We start from the raw sequence: 16,368 nt of genomic DNA on the forward strand, positions 1-16,368 counted from the left end.
TGCAGCTGGTTATGGTATCACTCCGGCTCCAAATTACGCCGCTCGGTATTTTGCCACGATGCGAGAGGGTGATCCGCATGGGTATGAAGGCGTTTCGCACCGTATGGCGCCCGGCAGGTCTGAGCAGGAGCGACTCGCTGGGCCATCTGGAGCGGACGGGCAAAAACAACCAGCTGTCGCGCATCGAACCGGCACCCAGGGAACCGATACCCTGTAGTACCAGAACACTGTTGTACAGCTATCACTGAAGGATTTATGAAATGAAAGACAAGCTCGTCATCGGCAATTGGAAAATGAATGGCAACTGCGAGGAAAATCAGCGTCTGCTGGCCGAAGCGCTGCCGGAGCTGGCCGCCGTGACCGGTGTCGAGGTAGTGGTCTGTCCGCCTTTTCCCTATCTCGCCCAAGTCGGCGCTCAATTGCAGGGGAGCCCGGTAAGCCTGGGCGCACAGAACGTCAATGCCAAGGAGCGGGGCGCTTTCACCGGCGAGGTCAGCGTGCCGATGCTGAATGACTTCGAGTGTCGCTTTGTGCTGGTCGGCCATTCCGAACGGCGGACTCTGTTCGGTGAAACCGACGAGATGGTGGCGGAAAAATATGCTGCCGCCCTCTCGGGTGGAGTGATCCCTGTGCTGTGCGTGGGTGAAACCCTGGAGCAGCGGCGTGCCGGGCTTGCCGAAAACGTCATCGTCGGGCAGTTGCAAGCCGTTGCCAGCCGCGTCGGTGGTGAAGCCATGGCGGCTGGCGTGATCGCCTACGAACCTCTCTGGGCGATCGGGACCGGCGAAAGTGCCACGCCCGAGCAGGCTCAGCAAATCCATGGTCATATCCGCCAGTGGCTGGCCGGACAGCTTCCCTCCGGCACTGCCAGTCCCCGATTGCTTTACGGTGGCAGCCTCAAGGCGGATAACGCCCCGGCGCTGTTTGCCCAACCGGATATCGACGGCGGCCTGGTCGGTAGCGCCGCGCTGGAAGCCCAGTCCTTCGTTACCATTTGCCGGGTTGCCCAGGCTTGCCAATGAATCTTGACCCGGCCAACCCGGATTACTCCAGGCGGTGAAGGGCGAATGCTGTTTTTCCTGCAAGGCATATTCATCCGATCAGGGTGACAGCAAGGCTTCCCGGGATGTTCGATGCCGTCGGGTGCGATCTCATGAGCCAGACTTCGATTTCGCGTACCGGGGTCGCTCTGATGGTAAAATCGCCGGCTTGCAGCAGGGAGATTGCACATGCTTGTGAAAAAGCCGGCCAGCCGTCGTGCGCCCGTTGAACCGGGAGCCGGGCGGTTGGTGCTCGATACCGAGTTCCACGACAAGAAGTTTCGTACCTGGATCACCGCCAAGCCCGGCTTGCAGCCTGATGATGCCGAGCTTGCCGGAGCCGAGCAGGTGCGCGTGGCGGTGCTTGCCAATCATCACCAGACCACCATGACCCTGAGCCATATGCTCAAGACCGCGCAGAGCGGGGATGCCTTGGTGATTGTGTGCAACACTCCGAAGGCCTATCAAGCGGCACTATCCTATCTCGGTTACGCTGCCGACAGGCCCTGACACAGCTCCCAAGCCTGTTCTAGTGGTTTGGTTCTGCCGCTTCAGGATTGATGCGGTTCTACGTCTTGCGAGCCGAATGCCACCCGGTTCCGGCCTGTGCGCTTGGCTTCATAGAGCGCCTTGTCTGCCTCCAGGATCAGGTCATTCGGTGCTGTGCACTGGGGGCCGGGCGTGCCGGTCGCAACTCCCAGGCTGACGGTCAGCCAGCCGAGGCTGCTTCCAGCGTGCTCGATCCGCTCTTCGAAAATGGCGACTCGAATCTTTTCTGCAACGATCTTGGCGCCCGTTTTACCGGTACGCGGAAGGATGATCGCCAGCTCTTCGCCGCCATAGCGGGCCGGAATATCCGAGTGGCTGCGCAACTGTCGGCAGATGCAGTTGCCGACCTGGCGCAGGCAGCGGTCTCCGGCCTGGTGGCCGTAGGTGTCGTTGTAGCTCTTGAAGTTGTCGATATCCAGCAGGATAAAGGACAGCGGTTCGTTGTTAAATTCGGCCCGCAGAAAATGCTGGCTCAGCGCGATCTCCAATTGTCGCCGGTTGGCCAGGCCGGTGAGCGCATCCTGCGAAGCCTGGATTTCCAGGCCCCGGTTAGCCTCGGCGAGTGTGGCGTAAGCCTGCTGTAATTGCAGTTCCTCCTGCTGTCGAAAGCGGATGCTGCCAATGATCTTCAGGCCAAAGCTGATAATAACGGCCAGGGCTACGAGTACGGCTGCCGAGGTGGCATAAAGGCTCTTGCGCCAGGATTCGAAGGCATAGCTTTCATCGAGCCCTACCGCCATATAGATGGGCAGGATCTTGCTGGCTGTGTAGCCAGAGATCCGGCGCACGCCGTCAAAGGGCGAATCGAGTATCAGGACGCCTTGCTCCGAGCCTTGCTGGATCGCCTGGACGAGCAGACCGCTGGCCGTGCCTTTGGGTAAGTCTTCTTCGCGAAAAGGATAGCGGACCAGGATCGAGCCATCGGTGCGGGCAAGGTGAATGATGCCTTGCGGGCCGAGATTCAGGCTCTTGTAGAAATCCAGGAAGGTTTGGGCCCTGAGTGTCGCCAGGGCGACGCCGGCGAACTTGCCATCCAAGTCGTTGATCCGGTGGCTAACAGTGATGATCCAGTCGTTGGTGGTTCGGCTGCGGATTGGCGTTCCGATATGGGTCCCCAGCCCGGAATCGAGCAGGTGGTGGCGGAAATAATCGCGGTCGGCATTGTTGACGCCGGACTTGAGCGGCAATGTGCTGAGCAGCCACTTGCCCTTGGCATCGTAGAGAAAGATACCCTGAAGTTCCGGATAGAAGCCTGCCTGAACCCGGGCCAGGTGGCTCAGGCGTTCCAGGGCCGCCGGGTTGCTACCGTCGTTCTGCAGCCGCTCGATCAACCCCAGCAGGATAGTGCTCGAATGCAGGATAGAGGCTTCCGTATTGTGCAGCAGCGCGGCGGAGAGGTTGGCCACGTCTTTTTGGTATTGATGAGCCTGATCCGTGTATTCCTCTCGTACTTGCCAGATGCTCAGTGCAAGGATGGTCACGCAGACGACGGTGAGTAGGATACTTGCCTGTTTCGTCGTCTGGTCCGAATCGAGCGGAATCTGGGGGAGTGTCTTGCTGTAACTCATTGACGATTGATCTTCACGAAGGTGGTAGAGGCGTTATTCAGCACCTTGGTACCAGAGCAGGCTGGGCTTTTTCGCTAACGATGGCAATTGGTCTTTGGTGCGGTCTGGATTGCCCTGGCAGGGGCAGGCGTTCAGGAGTACCAGGACCGGGATGCCAGTGTCATGCCTGCTTGGGAGTGGCCAAGGTGGCCTCCTGATCAGTCGTTGCCAGCAGGACTTGGCGCATGGCCTGGGCGGCGATCGACAGTTCGTGGTCGGTACGGGTGAGCAGACCGATGCGCCGCTCGATCACGGGATCGTTGAGCGCCACACAGCGGGCTCCGACTTCATGCATCTGCCCAATGCACAGTGAAGGTACGGCGCTCACGCCCAGCCCGCAGGCAACCATGCGGCCTATGGTAGCCAGTTGATGGCTTTCGAAGGCGACCGGGAGCCTTTCTCCGCGAACGGCAAGATGCTGTTCCAGCAGCAGGCGCACGGCGGAAGGACGTTGCAGGGTGATGAAGTCTTCTTGTAGCAGCTGTCCCCAGCTTACCTTTTCCTGTTCGGCCAATGGCGAGTCGGCGGGCAATACGGCGACAAAACGGTCTAGGTACAGCGAGTCGAACGCCAGGTTGTCGGAGGCTTCCGGCTCGAAGCCGATCCCCAGTTCGACCCGGCGATTGCGCACCATCTCGATGACCTGTTCGTTGATTACATCGTGCACCGTGACGTTTACCTTGGGGTAGTGCTGGCGGAAAACTTTCAATGCGATGGGCAGTAGGTTAGCCGCGAAGGAGGGCATCGCGGCGACGCCGACCTGGCCCAGTTGCAGGGTGAAACGCTGGCGCAGCACTTGTTCGGCATTATCCCAATCCACCAGCAGACGGCGGGCGAGCGGCACCAGGGTTTCGCCTTCTGGGGTCAGGGTCACGCTACGCGTGGTGCGGCTGAGCAGGCGCCCACCGAGCGACTCCTCCAGCCCCTTGATCGTCAGGCTCAGGGCCGGTTGCGACAGATGCAGGCGCTCGCCGGCCTGGGCAAAGCTCAGGGTTTGCGCCACGGCGAGAAAGGCTCGCAGTTGTTTTATGGTCATTTATAAGAAATCCAAATCATTGGATTGAAAAATCAAACTTAACAAATAAGTTCGGGCGAGCAACACTTCATTTCAGGCCGTCCCTCCGACAGCTTGCCTGTCGGTCGAACATCACCAGCATAAAAGAGGCAAGCAGCATGTCTGGACTCGACAAGCGAGTAAGCACCTACGAACAAGCCCTGGAAGGTCTCGGCGACGGCATGACAGTCCTCTCCGGTGGTTTCGGCCTGTGCGGCATTCCGGAAAATCTGATCGCCGAAATCCGCCGGCGGCAGGTCAGGGACCTCACCGTGGTTTCGAACAACTGTGGCATCGACGGCTTCGGCCTGGGGGTGCTGCTCGAAGATCGGCAGATCCGCAAGATGATCGCCTCCTATGTCGGCGAGAACGCGCTGTTCGAACGCCAATTGCTCAATGGCGAACTGGAGGTCGAACTGACCCCGCAAGGCACCCTGGCCGAAAGGCTGCGGGCTGGCGGCGCAGGTATCCCGGCTTTCTATACGGCGACCGGTTATGGCACGCCGGTCGCCGAAGGCAAGGAAGTGCGCGATTTCAACGGCAAGCACTACATCCTGGAGCGGGCGCTCATCGGCGACTTCGCTATCGTCAAAGGCTGGAAGGCGGACTATTTCGGCAATGTCATCTACCGGCATACCGCGCAGAACTTCAATCCGCTCGTCGCCATGGCCGGCAGGATCACCGTGGTCGAGGTGGAAGAGATTGTCGCGCCGGGCGAATTGGAGCCCAGCCAGATCCATACGCCCGGTATTTATGTGAACCGCCTCATTCTCGGGCATTTCGAGAAACGTATCGAAAAACGCACCTTGCGCGCCTGATCCCGGACGCTGACCAGACAGACAATAGAGGCTTCGTGCAATGACCCTTTCCCGTGAACAAATGGCTCAGCGCGTGGCGCGCGAGCTGCAGGACGGTTACTACGTCAATCTGGGCATCGGTATTCCTACCCTGGTGGCCAACTATGTGCCCGAGGGCATCGATGTGATGCTGCAGTCGGAAAACGGCCTGCTCGGCATGGGTGAGTTTCCCGCCGAGGCGGAACTGGACGCCGACATGATCAACGCTGGCAAGCAGACCGTGACCGCCCGCCCCGGCGCATCGATCTTCGACTCAGCCGAATCTTTCGCCATGATCCGCGGCGGCCATGTCGACCTGACGGTGCTCGGCGCCTTCGAGGTCGATGTGGAGGGCAACATCGCGTCCTGGATGATCCCCGGCAAGCTGATCAAGGGGATGGGCGGGGCGATGGATCTGGTCGCCGGTGCCGAGAACATCATCGTCATCATGACCCACGCTGCCAAGGACGGGGCTTCCAAACTCTTGCCGCGTTGCTCGCTGCCGCTGACCGGCGCCGGTTGCATCCGGCGGGTACTGACCGACCTGGCCTATCTGGAAATCGAGAACGGCGCTTTCGTGCTCAAGGAGCGCGCGCCAGGAGTGAGTGTGGAGGAGATCGTCGCCAAGACCGCCGGCAAGTTGATCGTGCCCGAGCATGTGCCGGAAATGACCTTCTAACCGTTTACCCGCTGATTGGGAGAATCTTCATGCAAGACGTTGTCATTGTCGCTGCCACACGCACTGCCATCGGCAGTTTCCAGGGTGCCTTGGCCCAGATTCCGGCAAGCGAGCTGGGTGCCACCGTCATCCGGGCGCTGCTCGAACGTACAGGGCTGGCTCCGGCCGAAGTGGATGAAGTCATCCTGGGCCAGGTCCTGACCGCCGGTGCGGGGCAGAATCCGGCCCGGCAGGCCGCGATAAAGGCCGGCTTGCCGGAAACCGTACCGGCCATGACCATCAACAAGGTCTGCGGCTCGGGACTTAAAGCCCTGCATCTGGCGACCCAGGCGATCCGTTGCGGCGATGCCGACGCCATCATCGCCGGTGGGCAGGAAAGCATGAGCCTGGCGCCCTATGTTTTGCCAGGGGCGCGGACCGGCCTGCGCCTGGGCCATGCCAGTCTGGTCGATACGCTGATCAGCGATGGGCTGTGGGATGCCTTCAACGATTATCACATGGGCATCACGGCGGAAAACCTGGCGGAGAAATACGCCATCGCCCGCGATACCCAGGACGCTTTCGCCGCGGCTTCCCAACAGAAGGCGCTGGCCGCCATCGAAGCTGGACGTTTCCGGGATGAGATCACACCGGTGAACGTTGTGCAGCGCAAGGGTGGAGCGCTGTTTTTCGATACCGATGAGCAGCCGCGTACCGGCACCACGATTGACGCCCTGGCCAAGTTGCGACCGGCATTCAAGAAGGACGGCTCGGTCACGGCCGGCAACGCCTCGACCCTCAACGACGGAGCCGCTGCCGTGCTGCTGGTGAGTGCTGCCAAGGCACAACAACTGAACTTGCCGGTGCTGGCCACGATCAAGGCCTATGCCAGCGCCGCCGTCGATCCGGCGATCATGGGGATTGGTCCGGTGGCAGCCACGCGTCGCTGTCTGGAGAAAGCCGACTGGACGCTCGACCAGCTCGATTTGATCGAAGCCAACGAAGCCTTCGCTGCCCAGGCGCTGTCGGTGGGTAAGGAACTGGGCTGGAATCCGGAGATCGTCAACGTCAATGGCGGCGCGATTGCCCTGGGTCACCCCATTGGTGCTTCCGGTTGCCGCGTGCTGGTCACGCTGCTGCACGAAATGATCCGCCGTGGGTCGCATAAGGGGCTGGCTACCTTGTGCATCGGTGGCGGGCAGGGTGTGGCCTTGGCGCTGGAGCGCGGCTGATGAACCGCCTGTAAGCGCTAATTCAAATAAAAACAGGAGCTTATATATGACATCAGCTTCTCTGGTTATCCTTGGTGCCGGTCTCATGGGCGTCGGTATCGCCACCCATTTCGCCCGGCATGGGCATAGTGTGCTGCTGTACGACCCGTCGCCGGAGCGACTCGCTGAAGTTGCGGACGAAGCGCAGGCCATCCTGGCAGAGCTGGCCGATGCCGATCAGTTCGACCACGTGCAGACGAACGAAGTCCTTGCACGACTCAGGACTACGCAGCAATTGACGGATGTCGCCCGTGCCCGATTGCTGATCGAGGCGATTCCCGAGCGGCTCGAACTTAAGCGGGCACTCTATGCCGAGTTGGAGCGAAGCATTGCTGCCGATGCCATCATCGCCAGTAATACCAGCGGTCTGCTACCGGATGCGCTGGCCGAGGGAATGCAGCACCCCGAGCGATTGCTGATCACGCATTTCTGGAACCCGCCACACCTGATTCCGCTAGTGGAAATCGTCCCGGGCAGCCGCACGCGTGCCGAGCATCTGGAGCAGGTCCGGGCGCTGCTGGCAGGGCTGGAACTGGAAGCCGTGGTGCTGGACAAGGCCTGCCCCGGGTTCATTGGCAATCGCCTGCAGTTTGCCGTGTTGCGCGAGGCGCTGCATCTCGTGCAGAGCGGCGTTGCCAGTGCGGCGACCGTCGACCGAGTGATGCGTGCCTCGCTCGGGCGACGCTATGCCATGGTCGGCCCGCTGGAGGCTGCCGATATGGGGGGGCTGGATACCTTCCTGGATATTTCCCGGCATCTCATGTCGAGCCTGGCCAAGGACGAGGCGGTACTGGCCTTGATCGAAGAAAAGGTCACGCAGGGGCAGACCGGTCTGCGTAGCGGCGAGGGGTTCTATCGCTGGGACACGGCCCGTTGCGAGCGAATTCTCAAGCGCCGCGCCCATCAACTGCGTCATGCACTGAAACCCTGACAAACAGAGCGCTCGCAGGGTAGATGGACGAAGCCAGCCACCCTGTTGAACGTATCGATAGACCGCAACGGGGTGGCAATTGATGACACGCCCTAATGCCAACGCAACACCGCTGCTCGAAAACAACAAAATGTCGGTCGACCCGCCGGCGATAAGGAGTAGTCATGAGTGTTCTGATCGCCCTGGCGGCGCTGGGTTTGCTGATGTTCGCCGCCTATCGCGGCTACAGCGTCATTCTCTTCGCCCCCATCGCTGCCTTGGGCGCTGTACTGCTTACCGATCCCAGCGCCGTGGCGCCGGCTTTTACCGGCGTGTTCATGGACAAGATGGTCGGCTTCATCAAGCTCTATTTTCCCGTTTTTCTGCTCGGTGCGGTGTTCGGCAAGCTGATCGAATTGTCTGGGTTCTCGCGTTCCATTGTCGTCGCGGCGATCGACGTGCTGGGCCGGCGGCGGGCGATTCCGGTGATCGTCGCGGTTTGCGCCCTGCTGACTTACGGCGGAGTTTCCCTGTTCGTGGTGGTGTTCGCGGTGTATCCCTTCGCGGCCGAGATGTTTCGCCAGAGTGGCATCCCCAAGCGCCTGATTCCGGCCACGGTGGCGCTGGGGGCATTTTCCTTCACCATGGATGCCTTGCCCGGCACGCCGCAGATTCAGAACATCATTCCCACCAGCTTCTTCGGCACCACCGCCTGGGCCGCGCCCTGGCTGGGGTTGAGCGGCTCGGTGTTCGTCGTTTGCGTCGGCCTGCTGTATCTGGAGCGGCAGCGGCGCAAGGCTTTGGAGAAGCGTGAAGGCTACGGCAGCGAACTGCGCAACGAGCCGGAAACGCCGGCAGATATTCCGCTACCGCACCCTTTGATCGCACTGCTGCCGCTGGTACTGGTGGGCCTGCTCAATCTGGCGTTCACTCACTGGATTCCCCTGTGGTATGGCAAGACCCACAGCCTCATGTTGCCAGGACTGGCGCAGCCGGTGCAGACCGAAATCGGCAAGATCACCGCCATCTGGGCGGTAGAAGCGGCCCTCTTGACCGGTATTCTGGTCGTCGGCCTGTTTGGTTTCCGGGTCATTCGCGGGCGGCTCGCCGAAGGCAGCCGAACCGCGGTAGGCGGAGCCATGCTGGCCTCGATGAATACCGCATCCGAGTATGGCTTCGGGGCGGTGATCGCTGCCTTGCCGGGTTTTCTCTTGTTCTCCCAGGCCCTGCAGGCAATCCCCAACCCACTACTCAACGAAGCCATCAGCGTCACCCTGCTGGCCGGGATCACCGGTTCGGCTTCGGGGGGGATGAGCATCGCCCTGGCGGCCATGGCCGATACCTTCATCGCTGCCGCGAACCAGGCGCAGATTCCTCTGGAAGTGCTGCACCGCGTCGCCGCCATGGCCAGCGGCGGGATGGACACGCTGCCACACAACGGTGCGGTGATCACCCTGCTGGCAGTCACCGGACTGACCCACCGCGAAGCCTACGGCGGCATCTTCGCCATCACTCTGATCAAGACCACGGCGGTGTTGTTCGTCATCGGCGTGTTCTACCTGACCGGCATCGTCTGAACGAGGAAAACATCATGAATCTGCAAGGCAAGACGGCACTCGTCACCGGCTCCACCAGCGGCATCGGCCTGGGTATTGCTGAACGCCTGGCCGAGGCCGGCGCGCGCCTGATTCTCAACGGCTTCGGTGACGTCGATGCGGCCAAAGACAGCGTTGCCCGCCATGGCCAGACGCCGGGTTATCACGCCGCCGATCTCAGTGATCCGGCACAAATCGACGAGCTGATGCGTTACGCCGAACAGGATTTCGGTGGCGTCGATATTCTGGTCAACAATGCTGGCATCCAGTACGTGTCGCCGGTGGAGGACTTCCCCGCGGCCAAGTGGGATGCGGTGATCGCCATCAACCTGTCCGCGGTGTTCCACACCAGCCGCCTGGCGCTGCCCGGCATGCGCGAGCGCGGCTGGGGACGGATCGTCAATGTGGCATCGGTACATGGGCTGGTTGCCTCGAAAGAAAAGGCGGCCTACGTCGCGGCCAAGCATGGGGTGATCGGCCTGACCAAGGTCATCGCCCTGGAAACCGCTTGCACCAGGATCACGTGCAATGCCATCTGTCCCGGCTGGGTGCTGACGCCTTTGGTGCAGCAGCAGATCGACAAACGCGCCGCAGTCAGTGGTGATCTCCAGCAGGCGCGCGATGAATTGCTGGCGGAGAAGCAGCCATCGCTGGAGTTTGTGACGCCTGGGCAACTCGGTGAACTCACCCTGTTTCTGTGCAGCGATGCGGCCGAGCAGGTGCGCGGTGCCGCCTGGAACATGGATGGCGGCTGGCTGGCGCAATAATCAGAACAATAACTAGGAAAATACCGATGACTGCCGCTATCGAAGACAGCCGCTACGCGCGCTTTGCGCTGCGTTGCTCGAACTGGGCCGAACGCTGGTTTCCCGATTCCTGGGTCTTTGCCGTACTGGCCGTGGTCATCGTCGCGCTGGCGACGCTGGCCATGGGGGCAAAACCCGCCGAGACCGCCAAGGCCTTCGGAGATGGCTTCTGGAGCCTGATTCCCTTCACCATGCAGATGGCCTTCGTGGTCATCGGCGGTTATGTCGTCGCCAGCTCACCGCCGGCAATCCGCCTGATTGAGCTGCTTGCGGCAGTCCCGAAGAACGGTCGTTCGGCCGTCTGCTGGGTCGCCTTGATATCGATGCTGGCTTCCTTACTGAACTGGGGGTTGAGTCTGGTGTTCGGTGGGCTGCTGGTCCGGGCGCTGGCCCGCCGTGACGAGCTGCGCATGGATTACCGCGCCGCCGGTGCGGCCGCCTATCTCGGGCTGGGAGCGGTATGGGCGCTCGGGCTATCGTCTTCTGCCGCACAGTTGCAGGCGAATCCGGGTAGTCTGCCGCCGTCGATCCTGGCGATCACCGGGGTGATTCCTTTCACCCAGACCATCTTTCTCTGGCAATCCGGCGTGCTGCTGCTGGCACTTACGCTGGTGTCGCTGATGGTCGCCTATGCCACTGCGCCGGGGGCCGCCAGTGCGCGCGATGCCAAGGCCTGCGGCATCGATCCAGGTTTCGTGCCGCCCCCCATGGCGCAACGCACCCGGCCCGGCGAGTGGCTGGAATACAGCCCGCTGCTGATCATTCTGCTGGTGCTGCTTGCCGTGGGCTGGCTGGTTCAGGAGTTCGCCAGCAAGCCGGCCATCGAGGCGATTTCCGGGCTCAATACCTATAACCTGCTGTTTTTGACGCTCGGGGCGCTGCTGCACTGGCGCCCGCGCAGTTTCCTCGATGCTGTGTCCCGCGCGGTGCCGACCACGGCCGGGGTGCTGATCCAGTTCCCCTTGTACGGCTCCATCGCCGCGATCATGACCAAGGTCGGCGGCGGTGACGGCCAGACTGTGGCTCATCACATTTCCACCTTTTTTGTGCAAATCGTCGCGCACGATACCTTTGCACTGCTGATCGGCGTCTATTCGGCCATTCTCGGCTTCTTCATTCCCTCCGGCGGCGGCAAGTGGATCATCGAGGCACCCTATGTGATGCAGGTGGCCAACGAACTGAACTTCCATCTGGGCTGGGCCGTGCAGATCTACAATGCTGCCGAGGCACTGCCCAATCTGATCAACCCGTTTTACATGCTGCCGCTACTGGGCGTGCTGGGGCTCAAGGCGCGCGATTTGATCGGCTTTTCCTTCGTCCAGTTGCTGGTGCACATACCGTTGGTGCTGGTATTGCTCTGGGGGTTGGGGACGACGCTGGAGTACTTGCCGCCGGTCATGCCGGCAGGCGGATAAAGGCAGAGAATGCCACTGTGCTCGACACGCTCGGAGCGGCTGAAATATTTGGGTACGACAGCGCAGAGAAACCGACGAATAGCAAAATGCTTACAAGAAGTCGCGGAGTTTTACTCTATCGTTTTGCCAACTGGATCACTAATCTACCTACATGGACTGCAGCACAGGATGTGCTCAGGGATGTCAAGGACGAACAACCGGGCCAGGATGGCAGCTTGACAGGATGTCGAGTAAGGTTAGAAAAACCCGCTTAGGCGGGTTTTTCGCTTTCCAAGGCATGCACGAGAGCGTGACCCGTTCGAAAAGCGATCCAGCATGGTAGCTGAAAAATGCGCTTTGTTCGCTTTTCAGGCTGTTGTGCGGCATTCAGATCTGCACCCGTGTCCCCAATTCGATCACCGCATTGTCTGGCAGCCGGAAGTACTCGACCACCCGGCCAGCATTGCGAGTCATGATGGCGAACAGCTGCTCGCGCCAGGTGACCATGCCACTGCCAGCCCTGGGCATGATGTTTTCGCGGCTGAGAAAGTAGGTGGTTTCGAATGCCGGAATGCGCAGCCCCTGGGATTCCGCCAGCATCAGGGCTTTGGGCACGTCGGGAATGTTCATATAGCCGAAGTGCAGTGTGACGCGCCAGAAGCCGCGTCCCAGCGGCTCGATTTCCACGCGCTTGTCCATGCCGAGCCAGGGCACTTCGTGGAACACCACGGTCAGAATGATGTTGTGCTTGTGCAACACTTCGTTGTGCTTGAGGTTGTGCAGCAGCGCCTGCGGCACCGTGTCCGGGTTGGCCACGGCGTACACGGCCGTGCGCTGGCCACGATGCAGGGTAATCTGCGGGTCGAGGTTGTCGATGAAGGTCTGCAGATTCGTGCCATCCTTGCGGATGCTGTCCGCCACCAGTTGGCGACCATGCGACCAGGTGCTCATGAGCAGGAACAGCAGTGCCGCCAACGCCAGCGGAAACCAGCCGCCGGCAAAGAACTTGATGGCGCAGGAAGCGACTAGGATGACATCGATGAGCAGAAACAGTGCAGTGGCGGCGATGGCGATGGATTTTGGTACGCCCCAGCCCGCACGCACCACAAAGTAAGTGAGCAGAGTAGTGATCAGCATGGTCAGCGTCACGGCGATGCCGTAGGCGCCGGCCAGCGCGGACGAGCTCTGGAAAATCAGCACCGCAATGATCACCCCGGCCAGCAGCGCCCAGTTGACAGCTGGCATGTAGATCTGTCCAGCCTCCTTGACCGAGGTATAACGAACCTCCATGCGTGGCAGGAAGCCGAGCTGGATGGCTTGCTTGGTCATCGAATAGGCACCGGAAATCACCGCCTGGGACGCGATGATCGCCGCCAGGGTGGCCAGCACCAGAGCCGGCGGTAGCCAGCTTTCCGGGAAAAGGTGATAGAAGGGGTTTTCGATCGCGGCCGGGGTACTCATCAGCAGTGCGCCCTGGCCCATGTAGTTGAGTGCCAGGCTGGGCAATACCAGGCCGGCCCAGGCCAGCTGGATCGGTTTGCGACCGAAGTGGCCCATGTCTGCGTATAGCGCTTCGGCGCCGGTCAGGGCCAGTACGATGGCACCTACGGCAGCGAACAGCTGCCAGCCTTGCGTGCTTAGAAATACCCAGGCGTGCAGCGGATTGAGCGCCGCGAGAATGGCCGGCTGCCGAGCGATATGGCTGATCCCCGTGATCCCGAGGGTGACGAACCAGAGCGCGATGATCGGTCCGAACCATTTGCCAACGAAACCGGTGCCCAGGCGCTGAATGACAAACAGTCCGATCAGGATGACCAGCGTGAAGGGGATCACGTAGGGTTCGAGCGTCGGAGCGAGCAGTTCCAGCCCTTCCGTCGCACCGAGCACTGAAATCGCTGGAGTAATGACACTGTCGCCATAGAACAGCGTAGCGCCGAATACCCCCAGCAACAGCAGGGCGTGACGCAGCGCCGGGCGTGCCTTGACGGCCTTGGCCGCCAGGGTGGTGAGTGCCAGCCCGCCGCCTTCGCCATCGTTGTCGGCACGTAGGATCAGGATGACGTACTTGAGCGTGACGACCAGTATCAGTGCCCAGAAGATCACCGAGACAGCGCCGATCAGGTTGGCGTGATTCAGTGCCAGACCGGTGGCCGGGGAGAAGATTTCTTTTACCGTATAGAGCGGGCTGGTGCCGATGTCACCGTAGACCACGCCGATGGCGCCCAGGGTAAGTGCGGCAAGGTTGCGATTGTGCCCGGAATGAGCCGGGCGGGAGGATTCGAGATCCGTGACGGATTCGCTCATGGTCGGCCTGTCGAAAGATGGAAAACGGCCGCAGTGTGCGTCTGCCGATATCAGGAACGCATAAGGATCGCCGGATTTTTATCCAGCATTGCCAGGCTCCATCAAGCGGTAGCCGACCCCGGGTTCAGTCAGTAGCAGGCAGGGTTCGGCGGAATCGGCTTCCAGTTTGGCGCGCAACTGGCCCATGTAAAGGCGCAGATAATGGGTATGTTCGACGAACTCGTTGCCCCAGACATCCGTCAGTAGTTGCCGGTGCGTGACCACTTGGCCTGCGCTCCTCGCCAGGCGAGCCAGCAATTTGAATTCGGTGGGAGTGAGATGCACGGTTTCTCCATGCAGCGCTACGCGATGTGCGGCTAGGTCGATTTCCAGGCCGTTGCGCTGATAATGGGTCACCGCCGCCTGTAGCCGGGTGCCGCGATGGCGCAGCGCCACACGCATGCGTGCCAGCAGCTCACCCACGCTGAACGGTTTGACCAGGTAATCGTCCGCTCCGGCGTCCAGCAGGCGGATCTTCTGGCCATCGTCGTCACGGGCGGAAATCATGATTACCGGCACGTTCCGCTCGCGACGCAGAAGAGCCAGCACAGCTTCGCCTTCACCGTCGGGCAGGCCGAGATCCAGCAGGACCAGATCGATGCCGGCCCCAGCATGGGTCAGTACGGCCTGTGCGTCTGCCAGAGTGGCGGAGGTGATTACCCGGTAGCCTTCCACCTCGATGACTTCGCGTAGCGTGGCGCGCAGATCGCGGTCATCCTCTACCAGCCATACGCAGAGACTCATGAGTGGGGTGCCTCGTGTGGCCGATGGGGTGGCAGTGGCGTCAGCGGCAAGCTGCATTCGAAACAGGCGCCCCCGCCTTCACGCGGGCGATAATACAACTGTCCGCCATTGACCCGGGCGATGGCCCGGCACAACGCCAGGCCAACGCCGACGCCTCGGTGCATTGCGGTATCCGGCGCGCCGCCGCGCTCGAAGGCGGTAAATACCCGCTCGCGCCATTCAGGGGCGATGCCCGGGCCGCGATCCAATACGGCCAGGAGCAGTCGGCCGTTCTCCTGGCGTGCCTGCACCTCGACTGCTGTGCCGGCATCGCTGTATTTCAGGGCGTTGTCGAGCAGATTGTCCAATAGTTGTACCAGCAGTACGGCGTTGCAGCGCAGCAGGGGAAGGCCGGGAGCCAGCCGGGCCTGCACGCGCCGCTCGGGATCGCGGCGGCGCACGCGCTGCAACACCGAACCGACGATTTCCTCTAGCGATTCCCAGTCCATGCGCAGTTCCAGGTCAGGAGAATCCAGGCGGGCCAGTTGCAGGGTGTTGTCGGTCAGACGGGTCAGCGCCTGGGCTTCATCGACAATGGTTGCAGCCAGGCGCTGGCGCTGGTCGGACGAAAGGCGTTCATTCTGCTCCAACAGCGCAGAGGCTGCCCCGAGAATAGTGGCCAGCGGTGTCCGGTGGTCATGGGCGATAGCGGCCAGCAGTGTGTTACGCAAGCCTTGCAGCTGGGCTTCTGCATGGGCCGTTCTGGCCAGGTACAGGGTATGTGCCCGCTCCAGGGCCAAGCCCATTTGATCACAGAGTGCCTGGGCATGTTCACGCAGCGGCAGGCTCCGGGCGATTTCGTCGGTAACCGGTAGCAGGGCCGCACCGAAACTGGCGGTGCGCCCACGCATAGGCAGGAACCAGGCGTTCTGTTCCTCATGACGCCCGGTTCCCGGCCCCATGGCCTGGGAGGTTGTCAGGATCAGGCGCAGGCCATCGTATTGGTCGATCGAGGCGCGGCCGCGCAGCAGGCGGTTTTCGCCATTGGCCGGGGTGTCCTGTCCGGGGATCAGCAGCGTTACCGGGCCGCCAGTCAGTTGTTCCAGTGTCTCGCCCAGCAGGTCCACCTGTTCCAGTGGCGCGCGAGCATCTCGCAGCGCCTCGCCCAGCATGCGCAGTTGATCGGCTTGCTGGGCATGTCTTCTGGCTTCGTGTGCCAGAGCGCGCTGGCGCCCCATCAGCAGGGCCACGATCCAGCTCACCGCGAGCATGGTTATCAACAGCAGTACCTGTTCGCGCAAGTCGACGACCAGGGTGCCGCGCGGCGAGACGAAGGCCCAGTTGAAGGCCAAAATAGCCATGGCGCTACTGCATAGCGAGGCCAGGGGGGATAGCGATAGGGAAACCAACGCGGAAGCCAAAACCAGCAGAATCGCCAGATTGGCCAGGTCGAGATAACCATCCAGCAGCGACATGCAGAGTCCGGTGGCTAGCCAGACGGCGACCGCAGGCCACCAGTGGCGCGGTTTGGGATTCGCTTCGGTCGAACTCTCCATCGGTCTCTGTGCGCCAGGTGGGTCAT

General features: G+C 61.5%; 14 protein-coding genes. 9 read left to right on the forward strand and 5 right to left on the reverse strand.

Annotated features, from left to right (window positions below; genetic code table 11):
* Positions 1–260: 260 nt before the first annotated feature.
* Together tpiA and FHR87_RS04835 are read left to right on the forward strand one after the other, a co-directional pair.
* The gene (gene tpiA, locus FHR87_RS04830) at positions 261–1,022 is read left to right on the forward strand and encodes a triose-phosphate isomerase (RefSeq protein ID WP_183165583.1); all 762 of its coding nucleotides are present in this window, start codon (positions 261–263) and stop codon (positions 1,020–1,022) included.
* A gap of 207 nt (positions 1,023–1,229) precedes the next feature.
* Positions 1,230–1,550, forward strand: coding sequence for a hypothetical protein (locus FHR87_RS04835; RefSeq protein WP_183165584.1), 321 nt, complete (start codon positions 1,230–1,232; stop codon positions 1,548–1,550).
* Between the two features lie 41 nt (positions 1,551–1,591).
* Here the strand turns inward: FHR87_RS04835 and FHR87_RS04840 are convergent, their stop codons facing one another.
* Together FHR87_RS04840 and FHR87_RS04845 are read right to left on the reverse strand one after the other, a co-directional pair.
* Positions 1,592–3,157 (reverse strand): sensor domain-containing diguanylate cyclase, encoded by a 1,566-nt coding sequence (locus FHR87_RS04840; RefSeq protein ID WP_183165585.1) that lies wholly within the window; start codon positions 3,155–3,157, stop codon positions 1,592–1,594.
* 160 nt (positions 3,158–3,317) lie between these two features.
* Entirely contained in the window at positions 3,318–4,232 is a 915-nt protein-coding gene (locus FHR87_RS04845) for a LysR family transcriptional regulator (protein ID WP_183165586.1), read from the reverse strand.
* Positions 4,233–4,369: 137 nt separating this feature from the next.
* On the opposite strand from FHR87_RS04845, the gene FHR87_RS04850 reads away from it, so the two are divergent.
* The 7 genes from FHR87_RS04850 (at position 4,370) to FHR87_RS04880 (ending at position 11,741) form a co-directional block, all read left to right on the forward strand.
* Complete coding sequence (locus FHR87_RS04850) at positions 4,370–5,068, forward strand: CoA transferase subunit A (RefSeq protein WP_183165587.1); 699 nt, start codon at positions 4,370–4,372, stop codon at positions 5,066–5,068.
* A 40-nt stretch (positions 5,069–5,108) separates the two neighbouring features.
* Positions 5,109–5,765 carry a CoA transferase subunit B gene (locus FHR87_RS04855; protein WP_183165588.1) on the forward strand — a complete coding sequence of 219 codons (657 nt, stop codon included), beginning with the start codon at positions 5,109–5,111 and terminating at the stop codon, positions 5,763–5,765.
* Positions 5,766–5,794: 29 nt separating this feature from the next.
* Positions 5,795–6,976 (forward strand): acetyl-CoA C-acetyltransferase, encoded by a 1,182-nt coding sequence (locus FHR87_RS04860; RefSeq protein WP_183165589.1) that lies wholly within the window; start codon positions 5,795–5,797, stop codon positions 6,974–6,976.
* A 46-nt stretch (positions 6,977–7,022) separates the two neighbouring features.
* Positions 7,023–7,946: a 3-hydroxyacyl-CoA dehydrogenase family protein gene (locus FHR87_RS04865; protein ID WP_183165590.1), complete on the forward strand. Its 924-nt coding sequence runs from the start codon at positions 7,023–7,025 to the stop codon at positions 7,944–7,946.
* A 164-nt stretch (positions 7,947–8,110) separates the two neighbouring features.
* The gene (locus tag FHR87_RS04870; RefSeq protein ID WP_183165591.1) at positions 8,111–9,502 is read left to right on the forward strand and encodes a GntP family permease; all 1,392 of its coding nucleotides are present in this window, start codon (positions 8,111–8,113) and stop codon (positions 9,500–9,502) included.
* 14 nt (positions 9,503–9,516) lie between these two features.
* A complete protein-coding gene (locus tag FHR87_RS04875; protein WP_183165592.1) occupies positions 9,517–10,287 on the forward strand; it encodes a 3-hydroxybutyrate dehydrogenase in 771 nt (256 codons plus the stop codon).
* A gap of 26 nt (positions 10,288–10,313) precedes the next feature.
* Entirely contained in the window at positions 10,314–11,741 is a 1,428-nt protein-coding gene (locus FHR87_RS04880; protein WP_183165593.1) for a short-chain fatty acid transporter, read from the forward strand.
* Positions 11,742–12,107: 366 nt separating this feature from the next.
* On the opposite strand, the gene FHR87_RS04885 is transcribed toward FHR87_RS04880, so the two are convergent.
* The 3 genes from FHR87_RS04885 to FHR87_RS04895 all read right to left on the reverse strand — a co-directional run bounded on the left by FHR87_RS04885 (position 12,108) and on the right by FHR87_RS04895 (position 16,342).
* Positions 12,108–14,024, reverse strand: a complete 1,917-nt coding sequence (locus tag FHR87_RS04885) for a potassium transporter Kup (protein ID WP_183165594.1) — start codon at positions 14,022–14,024, stop codon at positions 12,108–12,110.
* A 78-nt stretch (positions 14,025–14,102) separates the two neighbouring features.
* Complete coding sequence (locus tag FHR87_RS04890; RefSeq protein WP_183165595.1) at positions 14,103–14,807, reverse strand: response regulator; 705 nt, start codon at positions 14,805–14,807, stop codon at positions 14,103–14,105.
* Entirely contained in the window at positions 14,804–16,342 is a 1,539-nt protein-coding gene (locus tag FHR87_RS04895; RefSeq protein ID WP_183165596.1) for a sensor histidine kinase, read from the reverse strand. The genes FHR87_RS04890 and FHR87_RS04895 overlap by 4 nt, the downstream gene beginning before the upstream one ends.
* Positions 16,343–16,368: the final 26 nt, after the last annotated feature.

This window comes from Azomonas macrocytogenes, from assembly GCF_014191985.1.
Taxonomy (GTDB): domain Bacteria; phylum Pseudomonadota; class Gammaproteobacteria; order Pseudomonadales; family Pseudomonadaceae; genus Azomonas; species Azomonas macrocytogenes.

Coding starts and splice junctions, on each gene's coding strand:
- tpiA (WP_183165583.1), top strand. CDS start 261: ATGAAAGACAAGCTCGTCATCGGCAATTGGAAAATGAATGGCAACTGC.
- FHR87_RS04835 (WP_183165584.1), top strand. CDS start 1,230: ATGCTTGTGAAAAAGCCGGCCAGCCGTCGTGCGCCCGTTGAACCGGGA.
- FHR87_RS04840 (WP_183165585.1), bottom strand. CDS start 3,157: ATGAGTTACAGCAAGACACTCCCCCAGATTCCGCTCGATTCGGACCAG.
- FHR87_RS04845 (WP_183165586.1), bottom strand. CDS start 4,232: ATGACCATAAAACAACTGCGAGCCTTTCTCGCCGTGGCGCAAACCCTG.
- FHR87_RS04850 (WP_183165587.1), top strand. CDS start 4,370: ATGTCTGGACTCGACAAGCGAGTAAGCACCTACGAACAAGCCCTGGAA.
- FHR87_RS04855 (WP_183165588.1), top strand. CDS start 5,109: ATGACCCTTTCCCGTGAACAAATGGCTCAGCGCGTGGCGCGCGAGCTG.
- FHR87_RS04860 (WP_183165589.1), top strand. CDS start 5,795: ATGCAAGACGTTGTCATTGTCGCTGCCACACGCACTGCCATCGGCAGT.
- FHR87_RS04865 (WP_183165590.1), top strand. CDS start 7,023: ATGACATCAGCTTCTCTGGTTATCCTTGGTGCCGGTCTCATGGGCGTC.
- FHR87_RS04870 (WP_183165591.1), top strand. CDS start 8,111: ATGAGTGTTCTGATCGCCCTGGCGGCGCTGGGTTTGCTGATGTTCGCC.
- FHR87_RS04875 (WP_183165592.1), top strand. CDS start 9,517: ATGAATCTGCAAGGCAAGACGGCACTCGTCACCGGCTCCACCAGCGGC.
- FHR87_RS04880 (WP_183165593.1), top strand. CDS start 10,314: ATGACTGCCGCTATCGAAGACAGCCGCTACGCGCGCTTTGCGCTGCGT.
- FHR87_RS04885 (WP_183165594.1), bottom strand. CDS start 14,024: ATGAGCGAATCCGTCACGGATCTCGAATCCTCCCGCCCGGCTCATTCC.
- FHR87_RS04890 (WP_183165595.1), bottom strand. CDS start 14,807: ATGAGTCTCTGCGTATGGCTGGTAGAGGATGACCGCGATCTGCGCGCC.
- FHR87_RS04895 (WP_183165596.1), bottom strand. CDS start 16,342: ATGGAGAGTTCGACCGAAGCGAATCCCAAACCGCGCCACTGGTGGCCT.